Annotated in this window: 23 protein-coding genes; 12 read left to right on the top strand and 11 right to left on the bottom strand. The window is 59.4% G+C overall.

Going from position 1 to position 22,154, the window contains the following annotated elements:
* Together XX99_RS02495 and XX99_RS02490 are read left to right on the top strand one after the other, a co-directional pair.
* Nucleotides 1–708 carry a hypothetical protein gene (locus XX99_RS02495; protein WP_050057773.1) on the top strand — a complete coding sequence of 236 codons (708 nt, stop codon included), beginning with the start codon at nt 1–3 and terminating at the stop codon, nt 706–708.
* Nucleotides 709–855: 147 nt separating this feature from the next.
* Nucleotides 856–2,574 (top strand): VWA domain-containing protein, encoded by a 1,719-nt coding sequence (locus XX99_RS02490; protein WP_197081814.1) that lies wholly within the window; start codon nt 856–858, stop codon nt 2,572–2,574.
* A gap of 26 nt (nt 2,575–2,600) precedes the next feature.
* Here XX99_RS02490 and XX99_RS02485 read toward each other — a convergent pair whose 3' ends face one another.
* Both XX99_RS02485 and XX99_RS02480 read right to left on the bottom strand, forming a co-directional pair.
* Nucleotides 2,601–3,722 (bottom strand): Ig-like domain repeat protein, encoded by a 1,122-nt coding sequence (locus XX99_RS02485; RefSeq protein WP_050057771.1) that lies wholly within the window; start codon nt 3,720–3,722, stop codon nt 2,601–2,603.
* A gap of 207 nt (nt 3,723–3,929) precedes the next feature.
* The gene (locus XX99_RS02480) at nt 3,930–4,586 is read right to left on the bottom strand and encodes a TetR/AcrR family transcriptional regulator (RefSeq protein WP_050057770.1); all 657 of its coding nucleotides are present in this window, start codon (nt 4,584–4,586) and stop codon (nt 3,930–3,932) included.
* A 142-nt stretch (nt 4,587–4,728) separates the two neighbouring features.
* Here XX99_RS02480 and XX99_RS02475 point away from each other — a divergent pair, with 142 nt between their 5' ends.
* Nucleotides 4,729–5,325, top strand: a complete 597-nt coding sequence (locus XX99_RS02475) for a YceI family protein (protein ID WP_050057769.1) — start codon at nt 4,729–4,731, stop codon at nt 5,323–5,325.
* A 73-nt stretch (nt 5,326–5,398) separates the two neighbouring features.
* Here the strand turns inward: XX99_RS02475 and XX99_RS02470 are convergent, their stop codons facing one another.
* Together XX99_RS02470 and XX99_RS02465 are read right to left on the bottom strand one after the other, a co-directional pair.
* Nucleotides 5,399–5,902: a hypothetical protein gene (locus XX99_RS02470; RefSeq protein WP_050057768.1), complete on the bottom strand. Its 504-nt coding sequence runs from the start codon at nt 5,900–5,902 to the stop codon at nt 5,399–5,401.
* A gap of 7 nt (nt 5,903–5,909) precedes the next feature.
* On the bottom strand, nt 5,910–6,197 hold the full coding sequence (locus XX99_RS02465; RefSeq protein WP_050057767.1) for a hypothetical protein: 288 nt from the start codon (nt 6,195–6,197) through the stop codon (nt 5,910–5,912).
* Nucleotides 6,198–6,512: 315 nt separating this feature from the next.
* Here XX99_RS02465 and XX99_RS27055 point away from each other — a divergent pair, with 315 nt between their 5' ends.
* Nucleotides 6,513–6,809 (top strand): YXWGXW repeat-containing protein, encoded by a 297-nt coding sequence (locus tag XX99_RS27055; protein ID WP_156185754.1) that lies wholly within the window; start codon nt 6,513–6,515, stop codon nt 6,807–6,809.
* A 267-nt stretch (nt 6,810–7,076) separates the two neighbouring features.
* Complete coding sequence (locus XX99_RS27050) at nt 7,077–7,727, top strand: hypothetical protein (RefSeq protein ID WP_050057765.1); 651 nt, start codon at nt 7,077–7,079, stop codon at nt 7,725–7,727.
* A 71-nt stretch (nt 7,728–7,798) separates the two neighbouring features.
* Here the strand turns inward: XX99_RS27050 and murG are convergent, their stop codons facing one another.
* A complete protein-coding gene (murG, locus tag XX99_RS02450; RefSeq protein WP_050057764.1) occupies nt 7,799–8,881 on the bottom strand; it encodes an undecaprenyldiphospho-muramoylpentapeptide beta-N-acetylglucosaminyltransferase in 1,083 nt (360 codons plus the stop codon).
* Between the two features lie 144 nt (nt 8,882–9,025).
* On the opposite strand from murG, the gene XX99_RS02445 reads away from it, so the two are divergent.
* Entirely contained in the window at nt 9,026–9,520 is a 495-nt protein-coding gene (locus XX99_RS02445; protein WP_082125184.1) for a nuclear transport factor 2 family protein, read from the top strand.
* Between the two features lie 107 nt (nt 9,521–9,627).
* Here the strand turns inward: XX99_RS02445 and XX99_RS02440 are convergent, their stop codons facing one another.
* On the bottom strand, nt 9,628–10,683 hold the full coding sequence (locus XX99_RS02440; RefSeq protein ID WP_050057763.1) for a class I SAM-dependent methyltransferase: 1,056 nt from the start codon (nt 10,681–10,683) through the stop codon (nt 9,628–9,630).
* A gap of 303 nt (nt 10,684–10,986) precedes the next feature.
* Between XX99_RS02440 and XX99_RS02435 the strand changes: the two genes are divergently transcribed.
* Nucleotides 10,987–11,433, top strand: coding sequence for an SRPBCC family protein (locus tag XX99_RS02435; RefSeq protein ID WP_082125183.1), 447 nt, complete (start codon nt 10,987–10,989; stop codon nt 11,431–11,433).
* 34 nt (nt 11,434–11,467) lie between these two features.
* Here the strand turns inward: XX99_RS02435 and ftsW are convergent, their stop codons facing one another.
* The 3 genes from ftsW to mraY form a co-directional block, all read right to left on the bottom strand.
* The gene (gene ftsW, locus XX99_RS02430) at nt 11,468–12,559 is read right to left on the bottom strand and encodes a putative lipid II flippase FtsW (RefSeq protein ID WP_050057761.1); all 1,092 of its coding nucleotides are present in this window, start codon (nt 12,557–12,559) and stop codon (nt 11,468–11,470) included.
* 19 nt (nt 12,560–12,578) lie between these two features.
* Nucleotides 12,579–13,958: a UDP-N-acetylmuramoyl-L-alanine--D-glutamate ligase gene (murD, locus tag XX99_RS02425; RefSeq protein ID WP_050057760.1), complete on the bottom strand. Its 1,380-nt coding sequence runs from the start codon at nt 13,956–13,958 to the stop codon at nt 12,579–12,581.
* A 122-nt stretch (nt 13,959–14,080) separates the two neighbouring features.
* Nucleotides 14,081–15,214, bottom strand: a complete 1,134-nt coding sequence (gene mraY, locus XX99_RS02420; RefSeq protein ID WP_050058083.1) for a phospho-N-acetylmuramoyl-pentapeptide-transferase — start codon at nt 15,212–15,214, stop codon at nt 14,081–14,083.
* A 218-nt stretch (nt 15,215–15,432) separates the two neighbouring features.
* Here mraY and XX99_RS02415 point away from each other — a divergent pair, with 218 nt between their 5' ends.
* The 4 genes from XX99_RS02415 to XX99_RS02400 all read left to right on the top strand — a co-directional run bounded on the left by XX99_RS02415 (nt 15,433) and on the right by XX99_RS02400 (nt 18,048).
* The gene (locus XX99_RS02415; RefSeq protein WP_184084501.1) at nt 15,433–15,765 is read left to right on the top strand and encodes an STAS domain-containing protein; all 333 of its coding nucleotides are present in this window, start codon (nt 15,433–15,435) and stop codon (nt 15,763–15,765) included.
* A gap of 144 nt (nt 15,766–15,909) precedes the next feature.
* Nucleotides 15,910–16,392, top strand: a complete 483-nt coding sequence (locus tag XX99_RS28275; protein ID WP_050057758.1) for a response regulator transcription factor — start codon at nt 15,910–15,912, stop codon at nt 16,390–16,392.
* 135 nt (nt 16,393–16,527) lie between these two features.
* Nucleotides 16,528–17,085, top strand: coding sequence for a DUF4199 domain-containing protein (locus XX99_RS02405; RefSeq protein WP_050057757.1), 558 nt, complete (start codon nt 16,528–16,530; stop codon nt 17,083–17,085).
* A gap of 348 nt (nt 17,086–17,433) precedes the next feature.
* On the top strand, nt 17,434–18,048 hold the full coding sequence (locus XX99_RS02400) for a class I SAM-dependent methyltransferase (protein ID WP_050057756.1): 615 nt from the start codon (nt 17,434–17,436) through the stop codon (nt 18,046–18,048).
* 187 nt (nt 18,049–18,235) lie between these two features.
* Here XX99_RS02400 and XX99_RS02395 read toward each other — a convergent pair whose 3' ends face one another.
* A complete protein-coding gene (locus XX99_RS02395; RefSeq protein ID WP_050057755.1) occupies nt 18,236–20,143 on the bottom strand; it encodes a tetratricopeptide repeat protein in 1,908 nt (635 codons plus the stop codon).
* A gap of 136 nt (nt 20,144–20,279) precedes the next feature.
* Between XX99_RS02395 and XX99_RS02390 the strand changes: the two genes are divergently transcribed.
* Nucleotides 20,280–20,621, top strand: coding sequence for an STAS domain-containing protein (locus tag XX99_RS02390; RefSeq protein ID WP_050057754.1), 342 nt, complete (start codon nt 20,280–20,282; stop codon nt 20,619–20,621).
* 163 nt (nt 20,622–20,784) lie between these two features.
* Here XX99_RS02390 and XX99_RS02385 read toward each other — a convergent pair whose 3' ends face one another.
* Nucleotides 20,785–22,053 carry an EAL and HDOD domain-containing protein gene (locus tag XX99_RS02385; RefSeq protein ID WP_050057753.1) on the bottom strand — a complete coding sequence of 423 codons (1,269 nt, stop codon included), beginning with the start codon at nt 22,051–22,053 and terminating at the stop codon, nt 20,785–20,787.
* Nucleotides 22,054–22,154: the final 101 nt, after the last annotated feature.

Raw genomic sequence — 22,154 nt, 5'->3', positions numbered from 1 at the left:
ATGGCGAAGCCCACGGAGCCGCGAGGCAAAGTTAACCCGGCGGAGAAAAACTCTTCCCAAGGAGCGACGGCATCAAAGAGCGCCGACCTTACCGGCATCTTCCGGCAGGTAGAAGTTCGCGACCCATCGCCGTCTGCTGAAACTCCTTCTTCTCCGCTACCTCGCACCAGCCAAGCTGTTCAGACCGAGGATCACAAGACCGGCGCCGAGCTTACGCAACCTTTTCGCAAGCTGGATTACTCGCCAGGCAACGGCGCGCAGACGAAAACCGCTCCGCCAAATGACTCTGACGACCTGGATGCCGGTTTTACTGCACTCCTGCGGACGCTGTCGAACGACAGCGACGATGAACTAATTCCTCAACTACCACAAGCGGAGCCAGAATCTCCACTGGATGGACCGGGAGAGTTCACGAGTATCGCTTCGCGGCAGATTTTTCTCAATGGTGCGACCCATGAGATCGTGCAGCCCCGCCGGCCCGAGTACCCACCTGCGTCAATTCCAAAAACAAATGGGAAGACGCAGCCTCCTGCGCCATCGCTTTCATCCGCGAAACCAGCCAAAGATATACCTGTTGCTGAGGATGCAATCCGCCCGCCGCGGAAAGTCCTGATTGCGAGATGGGTTCCCTGGGTTCTGCTTTTGAACCTGCTTTTTTCGTTGATCGCTCTCCTCATCGTCGGTGCTCTTTCTCTTCGCTTCCACTGAGGAACCATCTCCGCCCGAACACGTGTCCCATCTAATCTGCTTCCTTCCTGTTCGAAATGTCATTTAGCATTGCTGGCATTCTTTCGATCGGGGTGCGCAATCTCTTCTTCCTTCTCTCGTCTCCTTGCTGTTTTGCTTTGTCCGGCTGTGGTCTTTGCGCAGACTGGCGCGGTCCCTGCTGACAATACGATTCGCGTCATTACACGCATCGTCTATGTGGACGTAGTCGTCCATGACTCGTCAGGGCGCTTGGTGAAGGGGCTGACGCAGGCCGACTTCAAGGTGCTGGAGGATGGAACTCCCCAGACCATCGACTACTTTGTCGCGCATACCTATGAATTAAGTTCAGCCCACGTGCCGCCTGCCGCTCTTCACGCCAGGAACGAGTTCTCGAACGTTCCTATGAGTGGGCCTGCGGGGTCGGTGAACATGATTCTCTTCGACCTGCTGAACACCGCGCCCGCCGATCAGCAGTATGCGCGGCGGCAAATGCTGGAGTTTCTCAAGGCGCTGCCCCCCGGCCAGCAGGTGGCGTTGTTCGTTCTGTCGGATCAGCTGCATATGTTCCAGAGCTTCACCGGCAGCTCCGACATGCTGACAGCGGCGGCGAAGATGATCAACCCGAAAAATATGCGGCTCATCCAGTCGGACGCTGAGCAGCAGAGGGACATTGACACACTCGGCCGGATGGAAGACGCCATGGGCGGCCGCGATCCGGGAATGATGATCCAGCATCTGGCCAACCAGTTGACTGAGGAGAACACGCAGACATCGGAGATCCGCCAGCGGATCACCCTGGAAGCCTTTGCGGACATCGCGCATGCAGCCGCGGGATATCCGGGGCGGAAGAACCTGTTCTGGGTCTCGGGAAGCTTTCCCTTCAGCATCGCCACCCAGGGACAATACAACCTGACATCGGCGGCGCAGTTCGGCACGCTGAACCTGCCGAACACGCCGATCTCGGATACCAATGCCGTGGCGGATACTGCAAAGCTTGTGGCAAACTCGCAGATCGCGGTGTATCCCATCAGCGCCCTGGGCCTCGAGACAGGCGGCGTGGGTGCAGAGTTGAGCGGGCAATCGACAGCCGCGCTGACCGGCACATCGGGAGTAGCGTCTGGTCCGGATGGCACGGGCAGCGTAAAGCATACGATGGGCGATACCCTCGGCCAACAGTTCTCAAATCGCAGCGCACTGCGGACAACCATGAACGATATCGCCTACCAGACAGGTGGCGAGGCCGTGTTCGGATCGAACGACATTGCCGGAGCTCTGCGGCGGTCACTCGAAAATGGATCGAACTATTACACGCTGGCGTATCGCCCAGCGAATCATGATTGGGATTCGAAGTTCCGCAAGATCAAAGTAGAGCTGGGTAAGTCAGGCTATTCGTTGACCTATCGGCGAGGATACTTTGCCTTCCCGGAAGAGATCACGACCGAAGATACGGCACAGGAGCTGAATACGGCGCTGCAGCCGGAAGCTCCGCAATCCACGCTATTGCTGCTGAAAGGCAATGTCGAGATGCCTGACGCGGGAAGCTCCGATCTGCATGTGATAACCACAGTCGATCCGGCAAACGTGGAGTTCTCGACCGACACCAACGGCGTCCGGCATGCAAAGCTGCTGGTGCTGCTTGTGGCTCTGAACGATGGGCCAACGCAGGAGGACAGCCCTCCGCAGACCTCGGGGACCATCAAGCTCGATCTCGATGCACAGCAATATGCAGCCGTGCTCAAGTCGGGGATCGCCTTCCAGCAGAAACTGGCACTGAAGCCGGGGAAATATCGCCTGCGGTTGGGAGTGAGCGATAGGAACAACCACCGGCTCGGAACTCTGGATATGCCGGTGGTTGTGGGCAATTAAGGAGCCGGTGTCCTGTCCTACCCGCTTCAGTTATTGACGGTGAGCGGTATCGATGCGACTTGCGCGATCGATCCGGACGTGCCCTTCACGATGACCGTATAGCTTCCCGGCGTGGTGCCGCTCGATCCTGTCTGCGGGCTGCTCGCGGCGCTTGTGGACGATGCGGCGGGCGGAGAGGTCAGAGTTCCTTTGTCCGCGCAACCTAGTCCAGCGAGGGAGAACGTCGCGACCAGCAGCATCGCAAGCGGCCATCCTCTGCGCAGCCGGCGCGCGGGTAGTCCCAAAAAGAAGATCAGGGCGAGTCCCGTAGCCGGTGCCAGCGGCCATGAAAACGGCGCAGTCATCGCCGCACTTGGCGCCGCGGTAACGACAGTCAGAGTCGAAACTGCGGCCGACGCTCCTGCGATGCTGGCCACACTCGGAGAGAGGCTGCAGGTAGGAGCAACCGATGCGCTGCTCGTCGTGGAGGTGACAGAGCAGGCAAGATTCACGGTGCCCGTGAATCCTCCGGAGGGGCTGATCGAGATCGTAGCCGTATTGCCGGTGACCGATCCGGAATTCAACGCGATGTTGCCGCCCACGAGGATGGAGAAGGTCGCCGCAGTTTGCCCCGGAGCAGAGACAGGAGCAGAGACGGGCGCAGAGACCGTAACCGGCGCTGTCCCCGATGCGGTCCTATAGACCGGCTGGCTCGCAGCATCCGGCACATAGCTGGCTGTCAACACGTCGGTGCCGGCCGTGAGTACTCCAGCCGGAACGCTGAACGACGCGGCGCCATTGCTCAATGCGGTTGCAGCGGAAGTGTAACCGCCAGCCGTCAGCGTCGCGGATCCGCTGGGCACGCCGTTGCGTCCCGAAGCCGACACCGCGACAGAAAGCGCCTGCGACGAACTCAGAGTCGAGGAAGCCGGAGTAACCACGACCACCGGAGCTTCCTGGATCACAAACCGGGCGCTGGTCACCGCGCTGCTCACCTGGCCGCTGGCCAAAAGCGCGGCCAGGCCACCGGCCATCACACCGCGGTTCTGACTATAAGAGGGAAGCGCGCCCGATATCAGGATGAAAACGAGGATGCACGGTGCGGCTACAGGATCGCCGATCGTTTCCCACGCGAAGATACGCGATATACGTCGAAACAGGGGGTACATGGACGGCCGTGAGCGATACTTTGCCCTTCCTTCGAATTCGACTTCGCCGGACAGTGCAAAGGAATATCGGCAGATCGCCGGCCTTTTTTCAGACCGCTGGATTTGCTTTGAGAGATTCGGTGATTTTCCCCGCGTCCGATAGAGGCATCGCGGCGGAAGAACGCATCATCCGGCTCCGCCCGCCTCGAAAGGACGAGCCCAAAGTGACTACCCGTGGTGGGCGGCGGCAGCGCTGGCGGGAGTGGCTCCGGGAATGAGAAGGGGCAGAAGCAGGCCGTAGACATCTTCCACAAAGCTATCGGCATGGGCAGCCGCCTGCTCCGAATCCGAATCCGGGATAGGAAGGCGCAGAGCGCTGGTAGCGCCCCCATAAATAGCCCAGCTCAGAGTCGCAGCCACCAGCTCGGGACTGCTTCCCAGCTGAAAGGCTCCCTTCTCCAGCCCCGTCAGGAGAACCTTTTCGACCTCGGCCTGCACCACCGATTGCATGAATGGCTCGAAGTGCCGGCGCTGCTCGCGGCAGCCTGTCCCCATCTCGCGCAGGAAGTCGTAAACCGCAAGGATGACCACTTTGAGAGCCGATGGGCAGGTGCCTTCAAAACGAACCTGGCGAGCCGCGAGCAGCTCCTCGAAGCGGCTGCGGATGAGGTCTTCGAGCAGCGCCTCGCGATCGAGGTAGTGGGCATAGAAGGTGGCGCGGTTCACCGTCGCCCGCTCCGCGATCTCCTGAACGGAGATGGCATCGAACGGACGCGTTTCGAGCAGGTCGCTCATCGCGTCGCGAAGCATCTTCCGCGTCCGCAGAACCCGCGGATCGAGTTTCGGGCCGGCGTAATTTGTATTGATTTCGCTGATTTCCGCCACCGCTGCCTCTTTCCGCAATAATTTTAGCGACCTTTCGCGATAATCGACATCTGTTGCTTAGATTGCGAATGTTGCTAACCGGTTTCTTTGGCTATTTTGATGCCCGGGCCGGCCTTAAGGCGCAATTTTCAGGAGAAGAGCAATGAAGAAGATTATTTTGAACAACCTGCTCGCCGCAGTAGTATTTGCGACGGCCGCATCGGCGGCGCAGGCTCAGTCGACGTGGAAGATTGATCCGGCCCACTCGCAAAGCGAGTTCACCGTTCGCCACATGGCCATCTCGAATGTGCGGGGACGTTTCACCAACATCAACGGCATCATCATCTTCGACGAGAAGGATCTGGCCAAATCGAGCGTGAACGCGACCGTCGACACCACCACCGTCGATACCGGCGTGGCGCAGCGCGACGGGCACCTGAAGAGCCCGGATTTCTTCGAGGTCGCGAAGTTTCCGACCATGAGCTTCGTGAGCCGCTCGGTGGCGAAGTCGGGCGACGACTACATCGTGAATGGCGATCTGACGCTGCACGGCATCACCAAGCCGGTTGTCCTGCGTCTGGATGATCCAGGCAAAGAGCAGCTCGGTCCCGACAACAAGCCACATCGCGGATTTTCGGCCACCACCACCATCCATCGCCAGGACTTCGGACTGGTGTGGAATGGCACCCTCAAGTCCGGCGATAACGTCCTGGGAGACGATGTAAAGATCACCCTGGATATCGAGGCCGCACAGGAGTAAGCGCTGCTTTGCAACGAGAGGCCCGCTTCGGCGGGCTTTTCTTTTATACCGGCACGAAATCTCGACGATCGACTCAACCGCGCGCCAGACAATCCGAAATGGACTTTTTCCATTCGCGGCCCATTTGCGGATCGGTGCGCGCCATCTCACCAACCTCTGCTTCTGCTGAAGCATCGAGCGAGGTGCGCTCATACATCACGTGCACACTGGTAGTCTGCGGATCGATTGCCGTGAGTTGCACGTCAACACGCGTGGCGATCTTCTTGTCGATGACGGAGACATAGGCGGCATGACCCGCTTGAATGTCGAAGACGGTATTCACCCAGAGAGCGTCGCGATGCCCGCGTCGGATGCGGAAGACCGCGCCTTCGACATCCCTGGCTGGTATGGGATAGAGAAATTGCGGGTCCCAGTCAGGTCCGGCCCACGGTCGCTCTCCTTCGGGTCCGAAGAGCGGAAAGGCTGCGGCCAATGGCGCATGCACAGTAAAAGTGAACTCACTTCTCGCGTGGATCATAGCCAGATATTCCTTCCGATCCGGTGAAGGCGTCGACGACTTGAAAAAGACGATGGCCATCGCCGTTTTACTTTTTATCGCCCTTAGCCTTCGGCGCAGGCTTTTCCTTGAGCCGATGGCTCGTCTCGGCGGTTAAATCCAGACCGTAAATTTTCTTGAGCGCAGCAACCTGCGCCAACGTCTTCGGACTGAGGGCGCACTTGCCTTCGAGAGCGTGCAGCACGATGCCTTCAAGAAGATCGCCGAGAGTGAGATCGCAATACTCGGCCAGCCCCTTCAAAACTTTCAGCAGACGCTTCTCGATGCGCACTCCGGTCTGGATGCGTTCGACGAGATAGATATCCTGTCCAGGCATAGGTATTAATGTACCAAAGTACACCGATAGCCGAAGAGGTTTTCTCCATGACCGTGGCTATCCTCTTCCACCGGCAGCCGGTCTCTTTGTTTAAGAATTGAGCCGGACGCGAATGGAAAGAACCGGGAGCAAGGCAAAACTGCGATGCAGGTAGAGCAGGAAACGACGCATTCAGAGGCGAAAATAAAGGCCGCAACAATTCTCTCCAGCTGCTGTTCACACACTCAGAGCAATTCGGAAGAGCGAAGAAGCTCAACCGAAGATGAGTTCCGAAGCTTCGAGAGCGGTTCGAAGGCGGACTCGAGAGGAGCTCTTATGAAAGGCATTCTTCGTACCCTCGCACTTGCTGGAACGGTTGCTGCTGCCGGTGCAGCGGCTCAGGCTCAGGTAGCTTTCGCGGTTCGCGTCGCACCGCCGGTCGCCCCCGTTCTTTATGCAAATTATGTTCCCGCCTGCCCCGGCGTCGGCTATGCCTGGACACCCGGATATTACGCAGGCGCGGCCTGGGTGCCGGGACGCTGGATTCATCACGACGAATATTTCGTCGCACATCGCGACTATCGCTTCGACCGGGATCATGGATATCGCGGCTGGGACCATGGGCGTCGTTAAGACCTCATGTGCCGCGAACGGGCGCGTTCCTCAGACGCCGCCTGTCAGTACCCGGACGCTCCCCGCGTCCGGGTACTTTTGTTTTGGTGCAAATGTTACGCCGTTTCCAATAGGCTCAAACCCCGGTGCGAGAACACTGAACCGCGCAACTTTTCGCAGCATCTACTGTTATTAGAAATAGGCTTGGAGGCACCCGATACGGGGCCATAAGAGCCGCGTCCTCCTGGTGGGAAAGATCGATCAAGGAGCGGCGGGGAGGTTGAGATCATGCGCATCCTGCGCTCTTTCGCTTTACTGGCACTACTGGCTCTTCCCCTGGCGTTTATGCCATCGGCTCATGCTCAGGTTGCTGTCGGTATCGGCATCGGACCGGAAGTAGGCTATCCGGCGCCGGTTGACGTTTACGGTCCTCCAGCGTGCAGCTGGGGTTATTACTCTTATTATCCGTACGCGTGCGCTCCTTACGGATATTACGGAGACGACTGGTTCTACGGCGGCGTATTCATCGGCGCCGGCCCGTGGTACCACGGCTGGTATGGACGCGGCTGGGGCTTCGGCTATAACCGCATCGGATTCGGCTTCCGCGGCGGCTACGGCTATGGCGGCTTCGGACGTGGTGGCTACGGTGGATTCGGACGCGGTGGATTTGGCCGCGGCGGATACGGCGGCGGCTATGGACGTGGCGGATTTGGAGCCTACGGACGTGGCGGCTTCGCCGGAAACGGACGTGGCGGAAACTTCGGCGGCGCCTATCGCGGCGGCAGTGCTGGCGGCTCACGCGGATTCAGCGGCGGCGGCGGTTATCGCGGTGGAGGCGGCTTCAGTGGTGGCGGCGGTCATGCCAGCTTCGGCGGTGGTGGTGGCGGATTCCACGGCGGTGGCGGTGGACACGGCGGCGGCGGTGGCGGTCACCGGTAAGTAAGATCGTCCTCACGTAATAAATAGCAAAGGCCTGCTCTCCGGAGCAGGCCTTTTCGCTTCTGAGCCAGCTATTTTGCTATCGTTCGAACCATCGCTGCAATGCGCCGGCTGGCATCGGGATGCGCAAGCGTTCGAGCCTGTTCAGACATGGCTTGGAGCCGGCTCCGATCCGCGAACAGATCTAAAAGCGTCGAAGATAATTTCTCAGCCGTAAGGCCGGCCTCGATCAGCATCGCAGCGGCGTTGGCCTGGACCAGCACTTCCGCATTTTTGCGCTGATGATCATCGGCCGCCTGCGGAAATGGGATGAGCAGCGACGGCTTCCCTGCTGCTGCAAGCTCGGCAACCGTGCTCGCTCCGCCGCGCGCGAGCACCAGATCGGCAGCCTCAAAGCGGCGCGGCATGTCATCGAGAAAGGCATGCACCTGCCAGCGCGCGGGATCGGCTTCGCTGGCCTGATAAGCCGCGAGCGTGGTCTCGGCGTTGCGCGCTCCAGCCTGGTGCAGGATGGTAAGACCGGGGACGGCTTCCAGCAGATGCCGGGCAATCTTGGGCATGAAGGTGTTCAGCGCACGCGCACCCTGGCTGCCTCCGAAGACAAGCAGGTGGGGTGGCGCATCGGCAGGCCGCGGCTGGAGAGCAAAAAAATCCTTGCGCACCGGAATGCCGGTGATCTCGGCGTTGCGAAAGTAGTTTGCAGCAGGAGCGAAGTTCACGGCAGCGGCGCTGACACGCTTACCGACCAGGCGATTCGCAAGTCCGGGAAAAGCATTGGGCTCGAAAGCCAGCATAGGAATTCCAGCCAGAATCGCCGCGCCCATGGCCGGTCCCGACGCATAACCGCCCACTCCGACGACGGCATTCGGTGCGAAGTCGCGCAGCAAAGTACGGCAGCGAAGCAGGCTCAGCGGAAGATCGAGCAGCGTTCGCATCCGCGTAAGCAGCGAGACATGATTCAGCTGGCCGACTTCGATGAGCTTTAGCGGATATCCCGCCTGCGGGACGAGCCGCGACTCCAGGCCGCGGGGCGTGCCGACAAAGAGCATCTCCGCGCCATACGCGGCTTTGAGCTCATCGGCGATGGCCAGAGCTGGAATGATGTGGCCGCCGGTGCCTCCACCGGCGATGATGATCTTTAGCGATTTCTCCATCTCTCTTAGCTTATCGTCCGCGACGGATTTTCCACGTCAGGCTGCGGTTGCATTAGTTATCAGGTAGGTGCGAACGAACTCCGGGAACAACGGATGCGGACAACGCGTACACCTCGATGAACGAATCGTGCGAAAGAGACTCCTATGAAAAGAACTCTTCGATTGCTGCTAGCCCTCCTTGCCGCCGTGGCGTTGCTCCCTCCCCTTTCTCCCCTGCAAGCGCAGACAGCCGCAACCCCCGATCCGCTCTATCAGACCATCGCCGCTCTCGATGCGCAGCTCTTCGACGCCTACAACCATTGCGACCTCGCGAAGTTCGGGTCGCTTCTCGATGACGATCTGGAGTTCTATCACGACAAAGGCGGCTTCAGCCGCGGCCGGCAGGCCGTGGTCGACGGCGTGAAAAACAATATCTGCGGCAAAGTAACCCGCGAGCTCGTTCCGGGAACGCTCGAGGTCTATCCCATCGCTAACTATGGAGCGGTGGAGATCGGCGTTCATCGCTTCCATCATCCAGGCCATGAAGATGTGGACGGAGTCGGCGAGGCCAAGTTTGTTCACCTGTGGCAAAACAAAAATGGAGTATGGAAGGTGACGCGAGTGATCAGCTTCGACCATCACTTAGCGGACGGGAAGTAAGTCTTCCCTGGGATGGAAGCGCACCACAGCAGGCGGACGAGAGATCGCGGACCGCGACCGAACAGGGTTCTGATCGAATAAGTCTCTCGCCCGTCTGCTTCTATCGCTTACGGCCTTGCTTCGTAGACGATATTGAACGGCGTTTCCGCCGCTCTCCGAAAGCGGGTAAAGCCGGCGGCTGAAACCACATCCCGGATGCGCGCCTCTCCCGACTGCGCGCCCAGGCAAAGACCGACCTCTTGTGATCGCGAGCATGGGGTGCACAGCAGGGTCGAAAAGCCGTAATACACGCGGCCGACGGGATTGAGATTATCCTTCAGTTGGTCGTTCGCAAAGGGTTCCACGATCATCCACGTGCCGTCTTGCTTGAGGGATTGGCGAACATGCTTGGCAGCACCCACAGGGTCGCCCATATCATGCAGACAATCGAAGACCGCGACCAGATCATAATCCTTGCCTGGAAACTCTTTGGCTTTGGTCACCTCGAAGGCGACGCGGTCGCTCATCCCCTGCCGGGTTGCCGATTCACGCGCGCCTTGAATCGACCCGTCGTGATAATCGAACCCGGTGAAGCTCGATTTAGGAAATGCGCCGGCCATCAGCATCGTTGACGCGCCTTTTCCGCAGCCCACATCGGCGACGCGCGCCCCGGCCTCGAGCTTCTTCTGCACGCCCTCCAGCGCGGGAATCCAGGAGCTTATGAGGTTCGCGGCATAACCGGGTCGAAAGAACTTTTCGCAGCCATGAAAAACACCCGCGTCGTGTTCGTGCCATCCCATGCCCGCCCCGGACCGAAAGGCCTCGGTGATACGCGGCACCGCGGCCAGAGAGCCCAGCGCCAGCTCGAACGCTCCGGGCAGATAGGCTGGGCTGTCTTCGTTCGCCAGAGTAAAGGCCTGTTCCTCGCTGAGGCTGAACTTATTCGTTTTTTCGTCATAGGTGACATAACCACCGGCGGCCTGCGAAGCCAGCCATTCGCGGACATAGCGCTCGTCCGTTGAAGTTTTAGCAGCCAGTTCGGCGGACGTCATCGGTTGTGCAGCGAGCGCTTTGTAAAGGCCGAGCTTTTCGCCGATAACCACCAGGCCGGCATGCACGGCCGCTCCCAGATCGCCGACGAAGCGTCCGACAAATTCGTTGAGCTTGTTCATATCGAGTGCCATATGTGTTCATAACCTCCTAGAAGGAGCGCTATTCCCATTGCGCTTCAAGATTTTTCTCGAGATGGCGGCATCGACGCGGACATGCCGTCTAAGGCAGAGCCTCAGGAGTTTCGCCCATCGCGCTGGGCTCTGCGGCAACCATCGTATCGCGCAGCCGGAATGTCCGGCAGAAAATTAAAACAAATGGCCGCGTGAATGATCGGGACAAACCAGCAGCAAACCGTTTCTGGATACTGCCGCGCCGCCGCACGCTTATGCTAAATAGCGATGACACATGAGTTTGTTTTGCGGGATGAGATTACGGTGTTCGCACCGATCGAGCGATGTTTTCTCCTGTCAACGAGCGTGGAGATTGTGCAGCACGAGCTAAAGATGCGGCCCGTTCGCGGCCGCACCTCGGGGCTGGTCTCGAAAGGAGGCACCATCCGGTGGCAGGGCCGGCAGCTCGGCCTGCCGCAGTTCCACGAGAGCTTGATCGACGCCTATGAGCCGCCGGTCTTCTTCCGCGATCGCATGATCGCGGGGCGATTCGCCAGCTTCTCGCACGCGCATTCCTTCGAAGATCATGGCCATGACGGAGTGCTGCTGCGCGACGAGTTGCACTTCACGATGCCCTGGGGCTGGGCCGGTCAGATCGCCGGAGCGCTGTTGCTTGTGCCCCACATTCGCAGGTTGCTGCACCGGCGATTCGCGCTCCTGAAGCACATCGCGGAGAGCGACGAGTGGCGCAAGTATCTGCCCGAAAGATGAAAGACGGGAAATAATCCGCGGGATTTCGCCGCGCTCAATCCACTTCGCGAGTGATGTTTAGGAGAACTCCGATGGAAGCCAGCATGATGAAGAGCGAGGTCCCTCCATACGAGATAAAAGGGAGGGTGATTCCCTTCGTGGGCACGAGCGCGAGCACCACGCTGATGTTGAAGAAAGCCTGGATGAGCAGCGTTGCCGTGATGCCGAAGGCCAGAAAGCGGGCGAAAGGATCTTTGCAGAGAATGGCGGCCCGCATTCCCCGATAGCCGAGGACGACGAAGAGAGCGATCACCACGATCGCGCCGATCAGGCCCAGCTCTTCAGCGATGTTGGCAAAGATGTAGTCGGTATGCGGCTCGGGAAGATAGAAGAGCTTCTGGCGGCCGTCGAAGTAGCCGACTCCGCGAATGCCTCCGGTGCCAACGGCAATCAACGACTGAATGATGTGAAACCCCTTGCCCAGCGGATCGGATTCAGGATTCAGGAAGGCGAGGATGCGGTCCCTCCGCCACTTCACGCGGAAGAGCATGAAGTAAAGCACCGGCGCGGCGGCAACCGCAGCGTATCCCAGGTACTTCATATTCATGCCGGCGAGATAGAGCATGAGCGCGGTGACGCCGGCGCAGACCATCGCCGTGCCCAGGTCAGGCTCTTTGAGTAGCAGTGCTATGAAGAGAAGGCTGGGTAATACCGCGGGCAAGACGGTTGCACGCACGTCTTCGATCGAACTCATGCGGTTCTGCAGGAACCATGCAAGAAAGAGAACCATCACCGGCTTGGCAATCTCCGATGGCTGAAAGGAGAGCGGGCCTACGCGAATCCAGCGATGCGCGCCATGCGAATCGTGCATGACGAAGGCCACCAGCAGCAGCAGCGTGGTGATGGCGATGGCCGGGAAGACCGCATTGGGCCGGTTATACAGGCGATAGTCGATCTTCATCAGAAGAGTCATGGCCACCAGGCCGAGCGCGGCCCAGGCCGACTGCAGCAGCACGTAGTGGTAGGGCGAGCCGGTACGCTCCTTGGCCATCACCGCGGAAGCGCTGAAGACCATGAGCAATCCTATGACCACCAGCACCAGGGTCGCGCAGTAAAGCCACTTGTCTACGCCTACTTGTTTCGCCATGCGACCCCTTCTGCCATGCCTATGCGCTCTGCCATTCGCGTACCCCTCGGCGGGCGAGGACCAGGTCTTTAAAGACCTGCCCGCGATGTTCGTAGTTCTGGAATTGATCGAAGCTGGAGCAGGCAGGCGCAAGCAGGATGATCTCGCCCGGCTGCGCCGCCTCAGCGGCTTTAGTCACAGCCGCATCGAGCGTGCCCGCATCCACGATGGGCGCTGCGCCTTCCACGTGCGTAAAGATCTTCTCCGCCGCCGACCCGATGGTGTAAACCGCCTTCACCCGCTCCTGAATCAGCGGCCGCATCAGCCGATAATCGGAGCCCTTGTCCTTGCCGCCGAGGATGAGATGAATCCCCCCCGGAAAGGCGTCGATGGCCTTCATGGCTGCGTCGACATTGGTGGCCTTGGAGTCGTTGTAGTAATCGACCCCGTTGACATTAGCCACGAATTCCAGACGATGGGCGACGGCGTGGAAGGCCATCACCGCGCTGCGAATGGCCTCGGCCTCGACTCCTGCAAGGCGGGCGGCGCAGACGGCAGCAAGAACATTCTCGATGTTGTGCGATCCCTTGAGCGGAATCTCCTCGACCTTGAGAATGAACTCCGGCGATGCCTGCTCCGAGGCGCGGAAGATGATGGCGCCGTCGTGCACGCACGCGCCCTGGCGGACAATGCGCTTGCGGCTGAACCAGTAGATCTTCGACTTGGCCCGAACGGCGACCTTCGAGGCAACATCGTCGTCGGCATTCAGGACCAGAACATCTTCGGCAGTGTGATTGGCGAAGATCTTTTCCTTGGCCGCTGCATAATTCTCGAAAGTTCCATGGCGGTCGAGATGGTCGGGCGTGATGTTGAGAATGACCGCGATCTCGGGACGGAACTGATAGGTCGTCTCCAGCTGGAAGCTGGAGACTTCGAGCACCGACCAGCCATCTTCGCGAGAGTCGTCGACCAGCGCAATGACCGGCAGGCCGATATTGCCTCCCACCGCGACCGGAAGCTTGCCGGCGGCGAGGATTTCGCCGCACAACGAAGTCGTCGTCGTCTTGCCGTTCGAGCCGGTGATGGCCAGAACCTTCCCTTTGAGAAAACGGGCAGCGAGTTCGACCTCGCCGATGATGGGCAGGCCGAAGTTGCGCACCTGCACCAGCTCGGGGGTATCGATGGGCACACCAGGGCTCACCACGATCAGGTCCTGCCGGCGGAAGGTGAGCAGACCGTGGCCTCCGGCCTCCACCATGATGCCCTCATCGAGCAGTGCGGGGATATCTTGCGCGAGCGCCTCTGCGCTGCGAACATCGGAGACGGTGACCTGCGCCCCGCGGCGGCGCAGAAAGAGCGCGGCGGCCAGGCCGGATTTGCCGAGTCCCACGACGAGTACTTTTTTGCCTTTGAGTTCCATTGGTATACGTTCAGGCCTGCAGATGAAGATGGTCAACCCAGTTCAGCTAGTTCAGATGGTTCGAACACACGCCCGCGACGCCTGTTGCCGAACAGGTCATTGTTGCACGCCGGGGACTACATTTAGCGCAGCTTCAGCGTGGTGAGTGCAAAGAGTGCAAACACTAGCGCACCGATCCAGAAGCGGGCAATGACCTTGGATTCCGACCATCCCTGCAGCTCGAAGTGGTGATGGAGCGGGGCCATCTTGAAGATGCGCTTCTTGCGCAGCTTATAGCTGCCCACCTGGAGAATGACCGAAAGCGCCTCCAGAACGAAGATCCCGCCGATCAGCGGCAGCAGCAGTTCCTGGCGGATGACGACGGCAACCGTTCCAATGGCCCCACCCAGCGCCAGGGAGCCGACGTCGCCCATGAAGATTTCGGCTGGATGGGCGTTGTACCAGAGGAATCCAATGCTCGCCCCCACCATGGACCCGCAGAAGACGGTCACCTCCGCCACCAGCGGCATCCGCTGCAATTCCAGGTAATCGGCGAAGACCACGTGGCCGCTCACATACGTGAGGACGGTGAGCGCTCCGGCGGCGACGATGGTGCAGCCGATGGCCAGACCGTCCAATCCATCGGTCAGGTTGACGGCATTACTCGATCCGACCAGAACCAGCGCCACAAAGGCCACGAAGGGCAGGAAGGCGACCAGCCCCCAGTGCGGAATCCGGGTGAGAAAGGGCACGGAAAGGTGGGGATGGAAGCTTTTGATAAAAGGAACAGTAATTTGCGTGGAATAGCTGCCCTGCGACTGCATGAAAATGAGCGCAGCGGCGATGGCGATGGCCACCAGGAACTGGCCGCCGAGCTTGGCGCGTCCGGTAAGACCGAGATTGCGGCGATGGACAACCTTGATGTAGTCATCCGCGAAACCAATGGCGCCGAAGGCCAGCGTCGACCCCATCACCAGCCAAACAAAGGGGTTAGATAAGTCCGACCAGAGCAGCGTGGGAAGCAGGATGGCAATGCAGATCAGGACTCCCCCCATGGTGGGAGTGCCTGCCTTTTTCTGGTGATCCTTCGGCCCTTCTTCGCGGATGTACTGGCCTATCTGAAACTCGCGCAGCTTCTCAATGACGAACGGACCGATGAAGAGAGCGATCAGCAGAGCGGTCAGCGTCGCAAAGGCAGTGCGAAAGGTCACATACCGGAAAATGCGGAATGGGCGGAAATAAAGGAACAGCTTTTGATACAGCAGCCAGTAGAGCAAACTTCCTCCGGCGGGATGATTTCTGTTGATCATCATACGGCCAACCGCGAGCCGCGGTGATGATTCTTGCCGATGTGTCACTCAGCAGTGAAGGGGTGAAATCGGAGGGGCTGGAGATCGATTGTGTTGACCTCATCCATTGGGGTTAAAGGGTCTTTCAAGCCCAAGCTGTATGATGGTTGTTCACCGCCGCATCGTTTCCAGAGGTATCGGATCAAGTGTCATTGTCGATCGAAGTGCTGCCCGGGAAGTCCCCTGCCGTTCGCGTGCTGCGTGTAAGCGGTCCCATTACACTCCAGAATTTCACCACGCTGCAGGCAGAGTTTCTCAAGCTGCAGTCGCCGGTCACCATCCTCGACCTGAGCAAGGTGCCGCACATGGATTCGGCCGGCCTCGGGGTAGTGCTCAAGTATTTCGTAGCCGCCCAGAAGCGCGGACATAAGCTCATCCTGGCGTCGGTGAACGAGCGCGTGCTCGAGCTCTTCAAGCTGACCCGGGTAGATTCACTGATTCCCATCGCGGCCACTCTGGAACAGGCCGAATCGCTTTAGCAGCAACCCCGATTTCCAATTCAATCCACGCCAAGCCGGAAAACCTTAGAGCGGCCCCCGCCGGCTGCAGCTCCGGGATGCTCCAGTTCCCCTCACCGAATGCCGCGCGATATCATAGGCAGCAACTTCCCTGGGATAAGGCGGATGCGCAAACAGGTGCTGATCTTCGGGCTGGTCGGCGGCGTCCTGGTCACGCTGCTCCAGTGGACCGAATTCCGCTTCGTCGTCCTTGAGCACTCGATCGCCATCTACGGCGTCCTGATCGCCATCCTCTTCGCCGGAGCCGGCATCTGGCTCGGCACCCGGCTCCTCGCCCCCCGCGAACGTATCCGGGAACGTGTCGTACACCGTGTCGTGGACCGCATCGTCGAAGTCGCTGTCCCCGCACCCACAACACCCAACCTTACCGCCGACGACACCGTCCGCAAGCGCCTCGGCATCACCCCCCGCGAGCTGGAAATCCTCGAGCTCGTGGCCCGCGGCCTGAGCAACCGCGAGATCGGTGAAACCCTCTTCGTGAGCGAGAACACCGTGAAGACTCACTGCAGCCGCGCTTTCGACAAGCTCGGCGCCCGCCGCCGCACCGAAGCTGTCCAGCGCAGCAAGGAACTCGGCCTCCTCCCCTAGATCCGGCTAACTTTCGCATGAATTTCGCGATTTCCGGCAAAATCATGCGAAAGTATGACGCACAACCATCGCCCGATCGGGCAGGGTGAGGACGTCTCGGCGCTCCGAAGCGCCCCGTACCCAGGAGCAGTGAACATGAAGAAGAGTGTCTGGAAGTATGGCCTGCTGAGCGGTCTCGTTCTGGCGGGCACGATGGCGGTCACGGTGCCCTTCGAGCACCACATCAATGCCAGCTACGGCATGCTGGTCGGCTACACCACCATGGTGCTCAGTTTCCTGATCGTCTTTGTCGGCGTGAAGCATTACCGCGACACCGAATGCGGCGGCTCGATCACCTTCGGCCGGGCCTTCGCCGCCGGCGCCCTCATGATGCTGATCTCCTGCGTCTGTTACGTAGCCATGTGGGAAGCCCTGTCGGCCACGGTGGAGAAGAACTTCGCACACGATTACGCCGCCAGCATGGAGAAACGGGCCCAGAACTCCGGCCTGCAGGGCGCCGCCCTCGAAGCCAGGATCGCGGAGGCCCACAAGTTCGAAGTTATGTACTCGAACCCGCTGTACCGCATGTCCATGACCCTGCTCGAACCATTGCCCGTCGGAATCATCATGGCCTTGGTCACCGCAGGCATCGTGCGCCGTCGACCCGAAGAAGGCATATCAAGAACCGCCAGCCCCGAAGCCCTGGCGAACTAGCGATCGCCGGTGCCTCGCTATCCTAAACAACGTCTCGCCACGACCCCAAGGAGAGAACAGGGGCCGAACAGAAACCTCTAAGCCGGAGGAAGAAGGGACCTTCAAACTGAAGGAAGCAGAAGCCTCCCGGGCGGAGGGAGAAGGGGCCTTCATGCCCCTGTTAAGCCAAACCAAACTCGGGCTTCAGCCCCGGGCCTTCCTACTCACCACCCCCTTTGAAATCCCACTACATCCGAAGGGAACCATGGGCTGAATAAAGCCCGCGAGGCCGTGTTGTCTCTTGCGAAAAGCCATGGATGGCAATCACTCCACCCCGAAAGGACCCTGCTTCGCAGAGACAAACGAGAAATGAATATTTCTGAGGCAGCTGACCTGATTCGAATCGACAAAATCTCCGGCGATCGTCCCCAGACATGGTGCGATCTGGGCTGCGGAACAGGCACGTTTACGCTCGCCCTTGCAACCCTGCTGCCCGCCGGCAGCGTTATCCACGCCATCGATAAAGACGAAAAATCGTTATCGCAGATTCCTGACCGGTATCAGGATGTAACCATCCGCAAGGAAGTCGCGACCCTCACCGGGAGCAACCTCCCCCTGCCTCCACTCGATGGCGTGCTCATAGCCAATCTCCTGCATTACATCGAAGACCAGGCCACTTTAACCGCAAGGCTACGGACGCTTTCCCAACGGTTGCTGGTCGTCGAATATGACGAAAGGGCGCGGAGTCAGTGGATACCATACCCGATCGGCTTCTCTGCCCTGCGCGCCCTGCTTCTGGAACAGGGATTCACTGAAATCGTCAAGATCGGAACGCGCGTCTCCCGCTACGCAGGCGAATTGTATTCAGTCTGGGCCGAATCGCGTCCCAAAGAATCTCAAAATTTCGACGCTCCGGTCCGCACCGTCCCTCGCCTCCTAAACAGGCCTCCAGAACAGCTTGGGAATGCCCTGAGGAATCAATGACTCAGGGGACTAATTCTGGGAAAAAATTCCATCCCGTTCAGACCATGCAACAGCTCCAAGACTCATCTGAACCGTTGCCCAAAGACAATACCGCCCGAAAAGCCGCGCGAGCGAAGCCAACCAGTGCCTTCAGGGCGGAGAGATCAGAAGCCCAGAACGGAGAGAGCAGGGGCTTCATGCCCCGGACTCATTTGCTCAACTCGACCGCCACCACCTGGCCGTCAATGGTTTTATCGCTGCTCTCCGAATACTTCACGCTCGCCTTCATTCCCTGCAAATCCTTGCAGGGATGAATCTCACCCTCCGGAGTGAAGTTCGCGGCAGAGAATTCCACCTTGTAATAGTTATCGCTGTAAAGCTGAACCGTCTTCCCCGCTCCGATCACGGTAATTTCAAAAATTGCGGGATCACTGCACTGGACGTCCCGGATCACTCCCTTGGCCGTATGCCACGGAGCGTGCGGCGTTTCGTCAGGATGCCTGGGCGGCGCGGACTCTACGATGGTCGATCCAGCCGCTCCGAAGTTGCCGACGCTGGAGAGACGGGTCGCCACCTTTCCCGGCGGAGGACCGGGCGCCGTAGACAGATCTTTCGCGTCACGAAGCGCGGTCTGCGTCGATTCCTGAACCGCCTGGAACTGCTCCAACTGGGCCAGACGGACGGAGATCACGCTCAGCTCTTGCGGCGATTTGGCTACGCCCTCTGCTGCCTTGAGAACGCGAATCGCATCTTCGGCACGCCCTGATGTCAGCAAAATATTGGCGGCATTCATGCGATAGTTGACGTTCGCCGGCTCCAGCGCCACGGCCTGCAGGTTCAACCGATGCGCCTCGTCCAATTTTTCCTGGTGCATTCCATAGAGCGATGCCAGCTCGTCGTAAGCCGGCGCAAAACGCGGATTGAGCTTGATGGCCGTCTGCAGGCTAGCCTCGACCTGAGCCTGGGTGGCGTCATCCCGGCTGCCGAACGACATGGAAGCGTAATAATAGTTGGCGATAAAGCTCTGGGAATCCAGCTTGACCGCCTCCTCGTACCACTTGCGCGCCGCGTCACGATTGCCGTCCCGGAATTCGAGATAGCCCATGGTCTCGTGGGCCAAGACATTGTTAGGGTCTTCGCGAAGGACAGTGTCGAGCAGGGTGCGGGCGTCCTTGGTTCGTTGCGCATAGGCAAGAAAATCGGCGCGTACAGCGTCAGCCTGAGCCGGAGACAGCGCCGTCACCTGGTACGACGCCTCATCGAGCGGAGCCGCCGCGCTGTTCAGGGTGAAATAGCTGAAGCTGCCTTGGGCAACGTAATTATTCAAATCCTTTTCCAACTGCTTCAGGTCGCCGAAGGCCTTTTCCGCCGCCGTCACCGAGTCCAGATGCTGGCTCATCAGCTCTGTGTAGTCGTGCAGGCGATGGGTGTTGTTCTTGCGATCGGTGATTTCGAGATAGTGAGTCAGTGCCCAGGCTTCGGCATAAAACACCGAGCCTTTCTGCTCCTCGTGATAGTAGGGCGAGTTCACATCCACCTTGAGCAGGGTAACCAGCGGCATCATCCGGCTCTGCCGCAGATAGTAGATATCGTCCGGGCTGGGCTGGCCGAGCTGCACATTCTTGTCGTGGATGTCGGTGTTCTGAAAGAACTCGGCCAGACCCTCGTTCAGCCAGAGAGGCAGCCATTCCCCCGCCGGACTGAGCTGCAGGTGGGTGTACTCGTGATAAACGGTCGCAAAGGGATGTTCGCCCTCGGCGTCCAAACGCAGGGCGATGTAATTCTTGTCCGGCGCGGTAAGAAAATATCCGGCCAGATTCAAAGCGTTCTTGGAGAGATAAGCCTCGGGCTCGAGCGCTTGAAAGTCTTTCTTGTCCTTCACAGCCAGAATCGTAATGGGAGAAACGGGATCGACATTAGACTTGGGAAACATGGTCTGAAAGACCCAGCGCATGCGCTCGAACTGGTCGAGCAGCTGGCGGCCGCGCTTTTCATTGCTGTCAGTCAGCACTGTGAAGTGAGCGCTGCGAATTTCTACCCACGTGGGGTTGGCGGCGCGAAGACTGGTCGAGAAGCAGAGGCAGAGAATCGGCAGGCAGGCGATCTTCTTCAGCATATTGGACCGCCGATCTTATCAAAGACAGGCCGCTCTCCAATCATTTTTCTGACGGCTACCGGCCAGCTCTCCGGATTCGGGATTTCACGCGAATGTAACACTCCTATCCCGCCCCAATGCATACACTTCAATCGTTATGCAGCAAGATCCTCTTACCATTGAAACTCTTCCCGGCAAGGCTGAAGGCACCCGCATCCTGCGGATCACCGGACCGGTTGTGCTCCAGAACTTCTTCTCCCTGCAGAGTGCGATCGACCATGAGCACCTGCCGGTTACCATCTTCGATCTCTCTGGCGTTCCGTATATGGATTCCGCAGGAATGGGCGCGATCATCAAATCCTACGTCTCGGCGCAGAGGCGGGGACAGAAGGTGATTGCCGCAGGCCCCAACTATCGCGTCCTCGAGCTCTTCAAGCTCACCAAAGTAGACGGACTGATCCCAATTACAGAGACGGTCGAGCAGGCGGAAGCGCTCTAGAGCCAGGGATTTCCTCTCATAAATTGTCATACCGACCGGAGCGAAATCGGGGTCCCCGGCGCGCCTGCTTTTGGCGTGACGGGGTGGTGAAGCGAAGCGGAGAGACCTGCAGTTCCCGACTGCCGGCGTTCTAACAGCGCGATGGAATGGGATGGATATCCAGCTAGCGAGTCGAGGCGATAGCTTCGGTGGTCCAGCGGATCGCTTCCATATAGATACCCGCCAGCCTCTCTTCACTCAGCCCAAGGCTTTGTATCGTTCCCGCGCAGGGCTCCCACGCCCCCGCCTCATAGCAGCGGATCAGGTTAAGCGGCAGAGCGATGGAGTTCTCGGCTCCAAGCAGGGCGGCCTTGGCTTCGGGGCGCAGCGGAAGAGACTTCAGCAGCTTCTCCATAGGGCACTGGAGGATCGCGTCCAGCAGGGAGAGCAGTCCCAGCATGTATTGCTCATGCGGATTTTGCCCCAGGAGCGGAGCCACCAGCTCGCAGAAGCGGGCGCGTTCTAGCGAGAGGCTGATCAGCGCAGGAGGCTGGTCGCGTCCCAGGGCGCTTGAGACCGCCAGGCTGACAAGCCGGCGAAAACGGTCTTCCCCGACCAGAATAAGAGCGCTTTGCACGCTGGTCACTTCCTTGCGCGTACCCAGAAGCGCGGAGTTGGCGAGCCGCAGCAAACGATAGCAGATCGAGGTCTCGGCCATGATGATGCGTATCACCGCGCGCGCATCGAATGGCGACTCCGTCAATTCAGCTAATAGCCTCAGATAATTCGCCCAGCTCGATGGAATTTCGCGGTTCGCGAAGATCTTCGGGCGGCAAAAGAAGTAGCCCTGAAAATATTCATAGCCTTCGGCCAGAGCCGCGGAAAATTCTTCAGGAGTCTCGATCTTTTCGGCCAGCAGTGCCGCCGGGCTGCCGCAAACCATGGCATGAATACGACGGCGCTCGGCGGCATCGGAAAGGCGGAAGTCTACTTTGACGAAGCGGGCCATCTCGACCAGCGGCCGCATCTCTGGACGCGGAACAAAGTCGTCCAAGGCAAAGACGTAGCCCATGGCGCGGAGGGCGCGGCAGGCCTTCAGCAGTTCCTCGTCGGGCTCGACCGTTTCGAGGATTTCCAAAACCGTGTTGCCCGGCGGAAGCTGCGTGACCAGCTGACTCACCAGAGCTTCGCGGGTGCAATTTACGAATGCCAGGCCGCCGCCGGCCAGCGAATCGACACCCCACACCAGACAGTTGTCGAGCATCTGCCGGGTGGCGTCCTCGATGTCGCCCGAGAAGGAGTTCTCCCATCCAGAGCGAAAGAGCAGCTCGTAGCCGTAGACATTTCTCCGCGCATCGAATATCGGCTGCCGCGCCACGAACCGGGTTGGCTGCGCTCTTCCCCGGCTACTTTGCCCCTCCATGTCGAAAGAAACCTGCTCAGCAGCTTTCATGCAGCACTCCAGAATGCGGATATCGGCAGGAACAGATTCGAACTTCAGGGTGCCTAGGAAGAGTCCTTACAAAAAAGAGCCGCCGAACAGGAAGAGAGACC

Source organism: Silvibacterium bohemicum, from assembly GCF_001006305.1.
GTDB lineage: Bacteria > Acidobacteriota > Terriglobia > Terriglobales > Acidobacteriaceae > Silvibacterium > Silvibacterium bohemicum.
The sequence above is the reverse complement of the archived record's forward strand: the minus strand, read 5'-3'. Positions and strand labels throughout refer to the sequence as shown.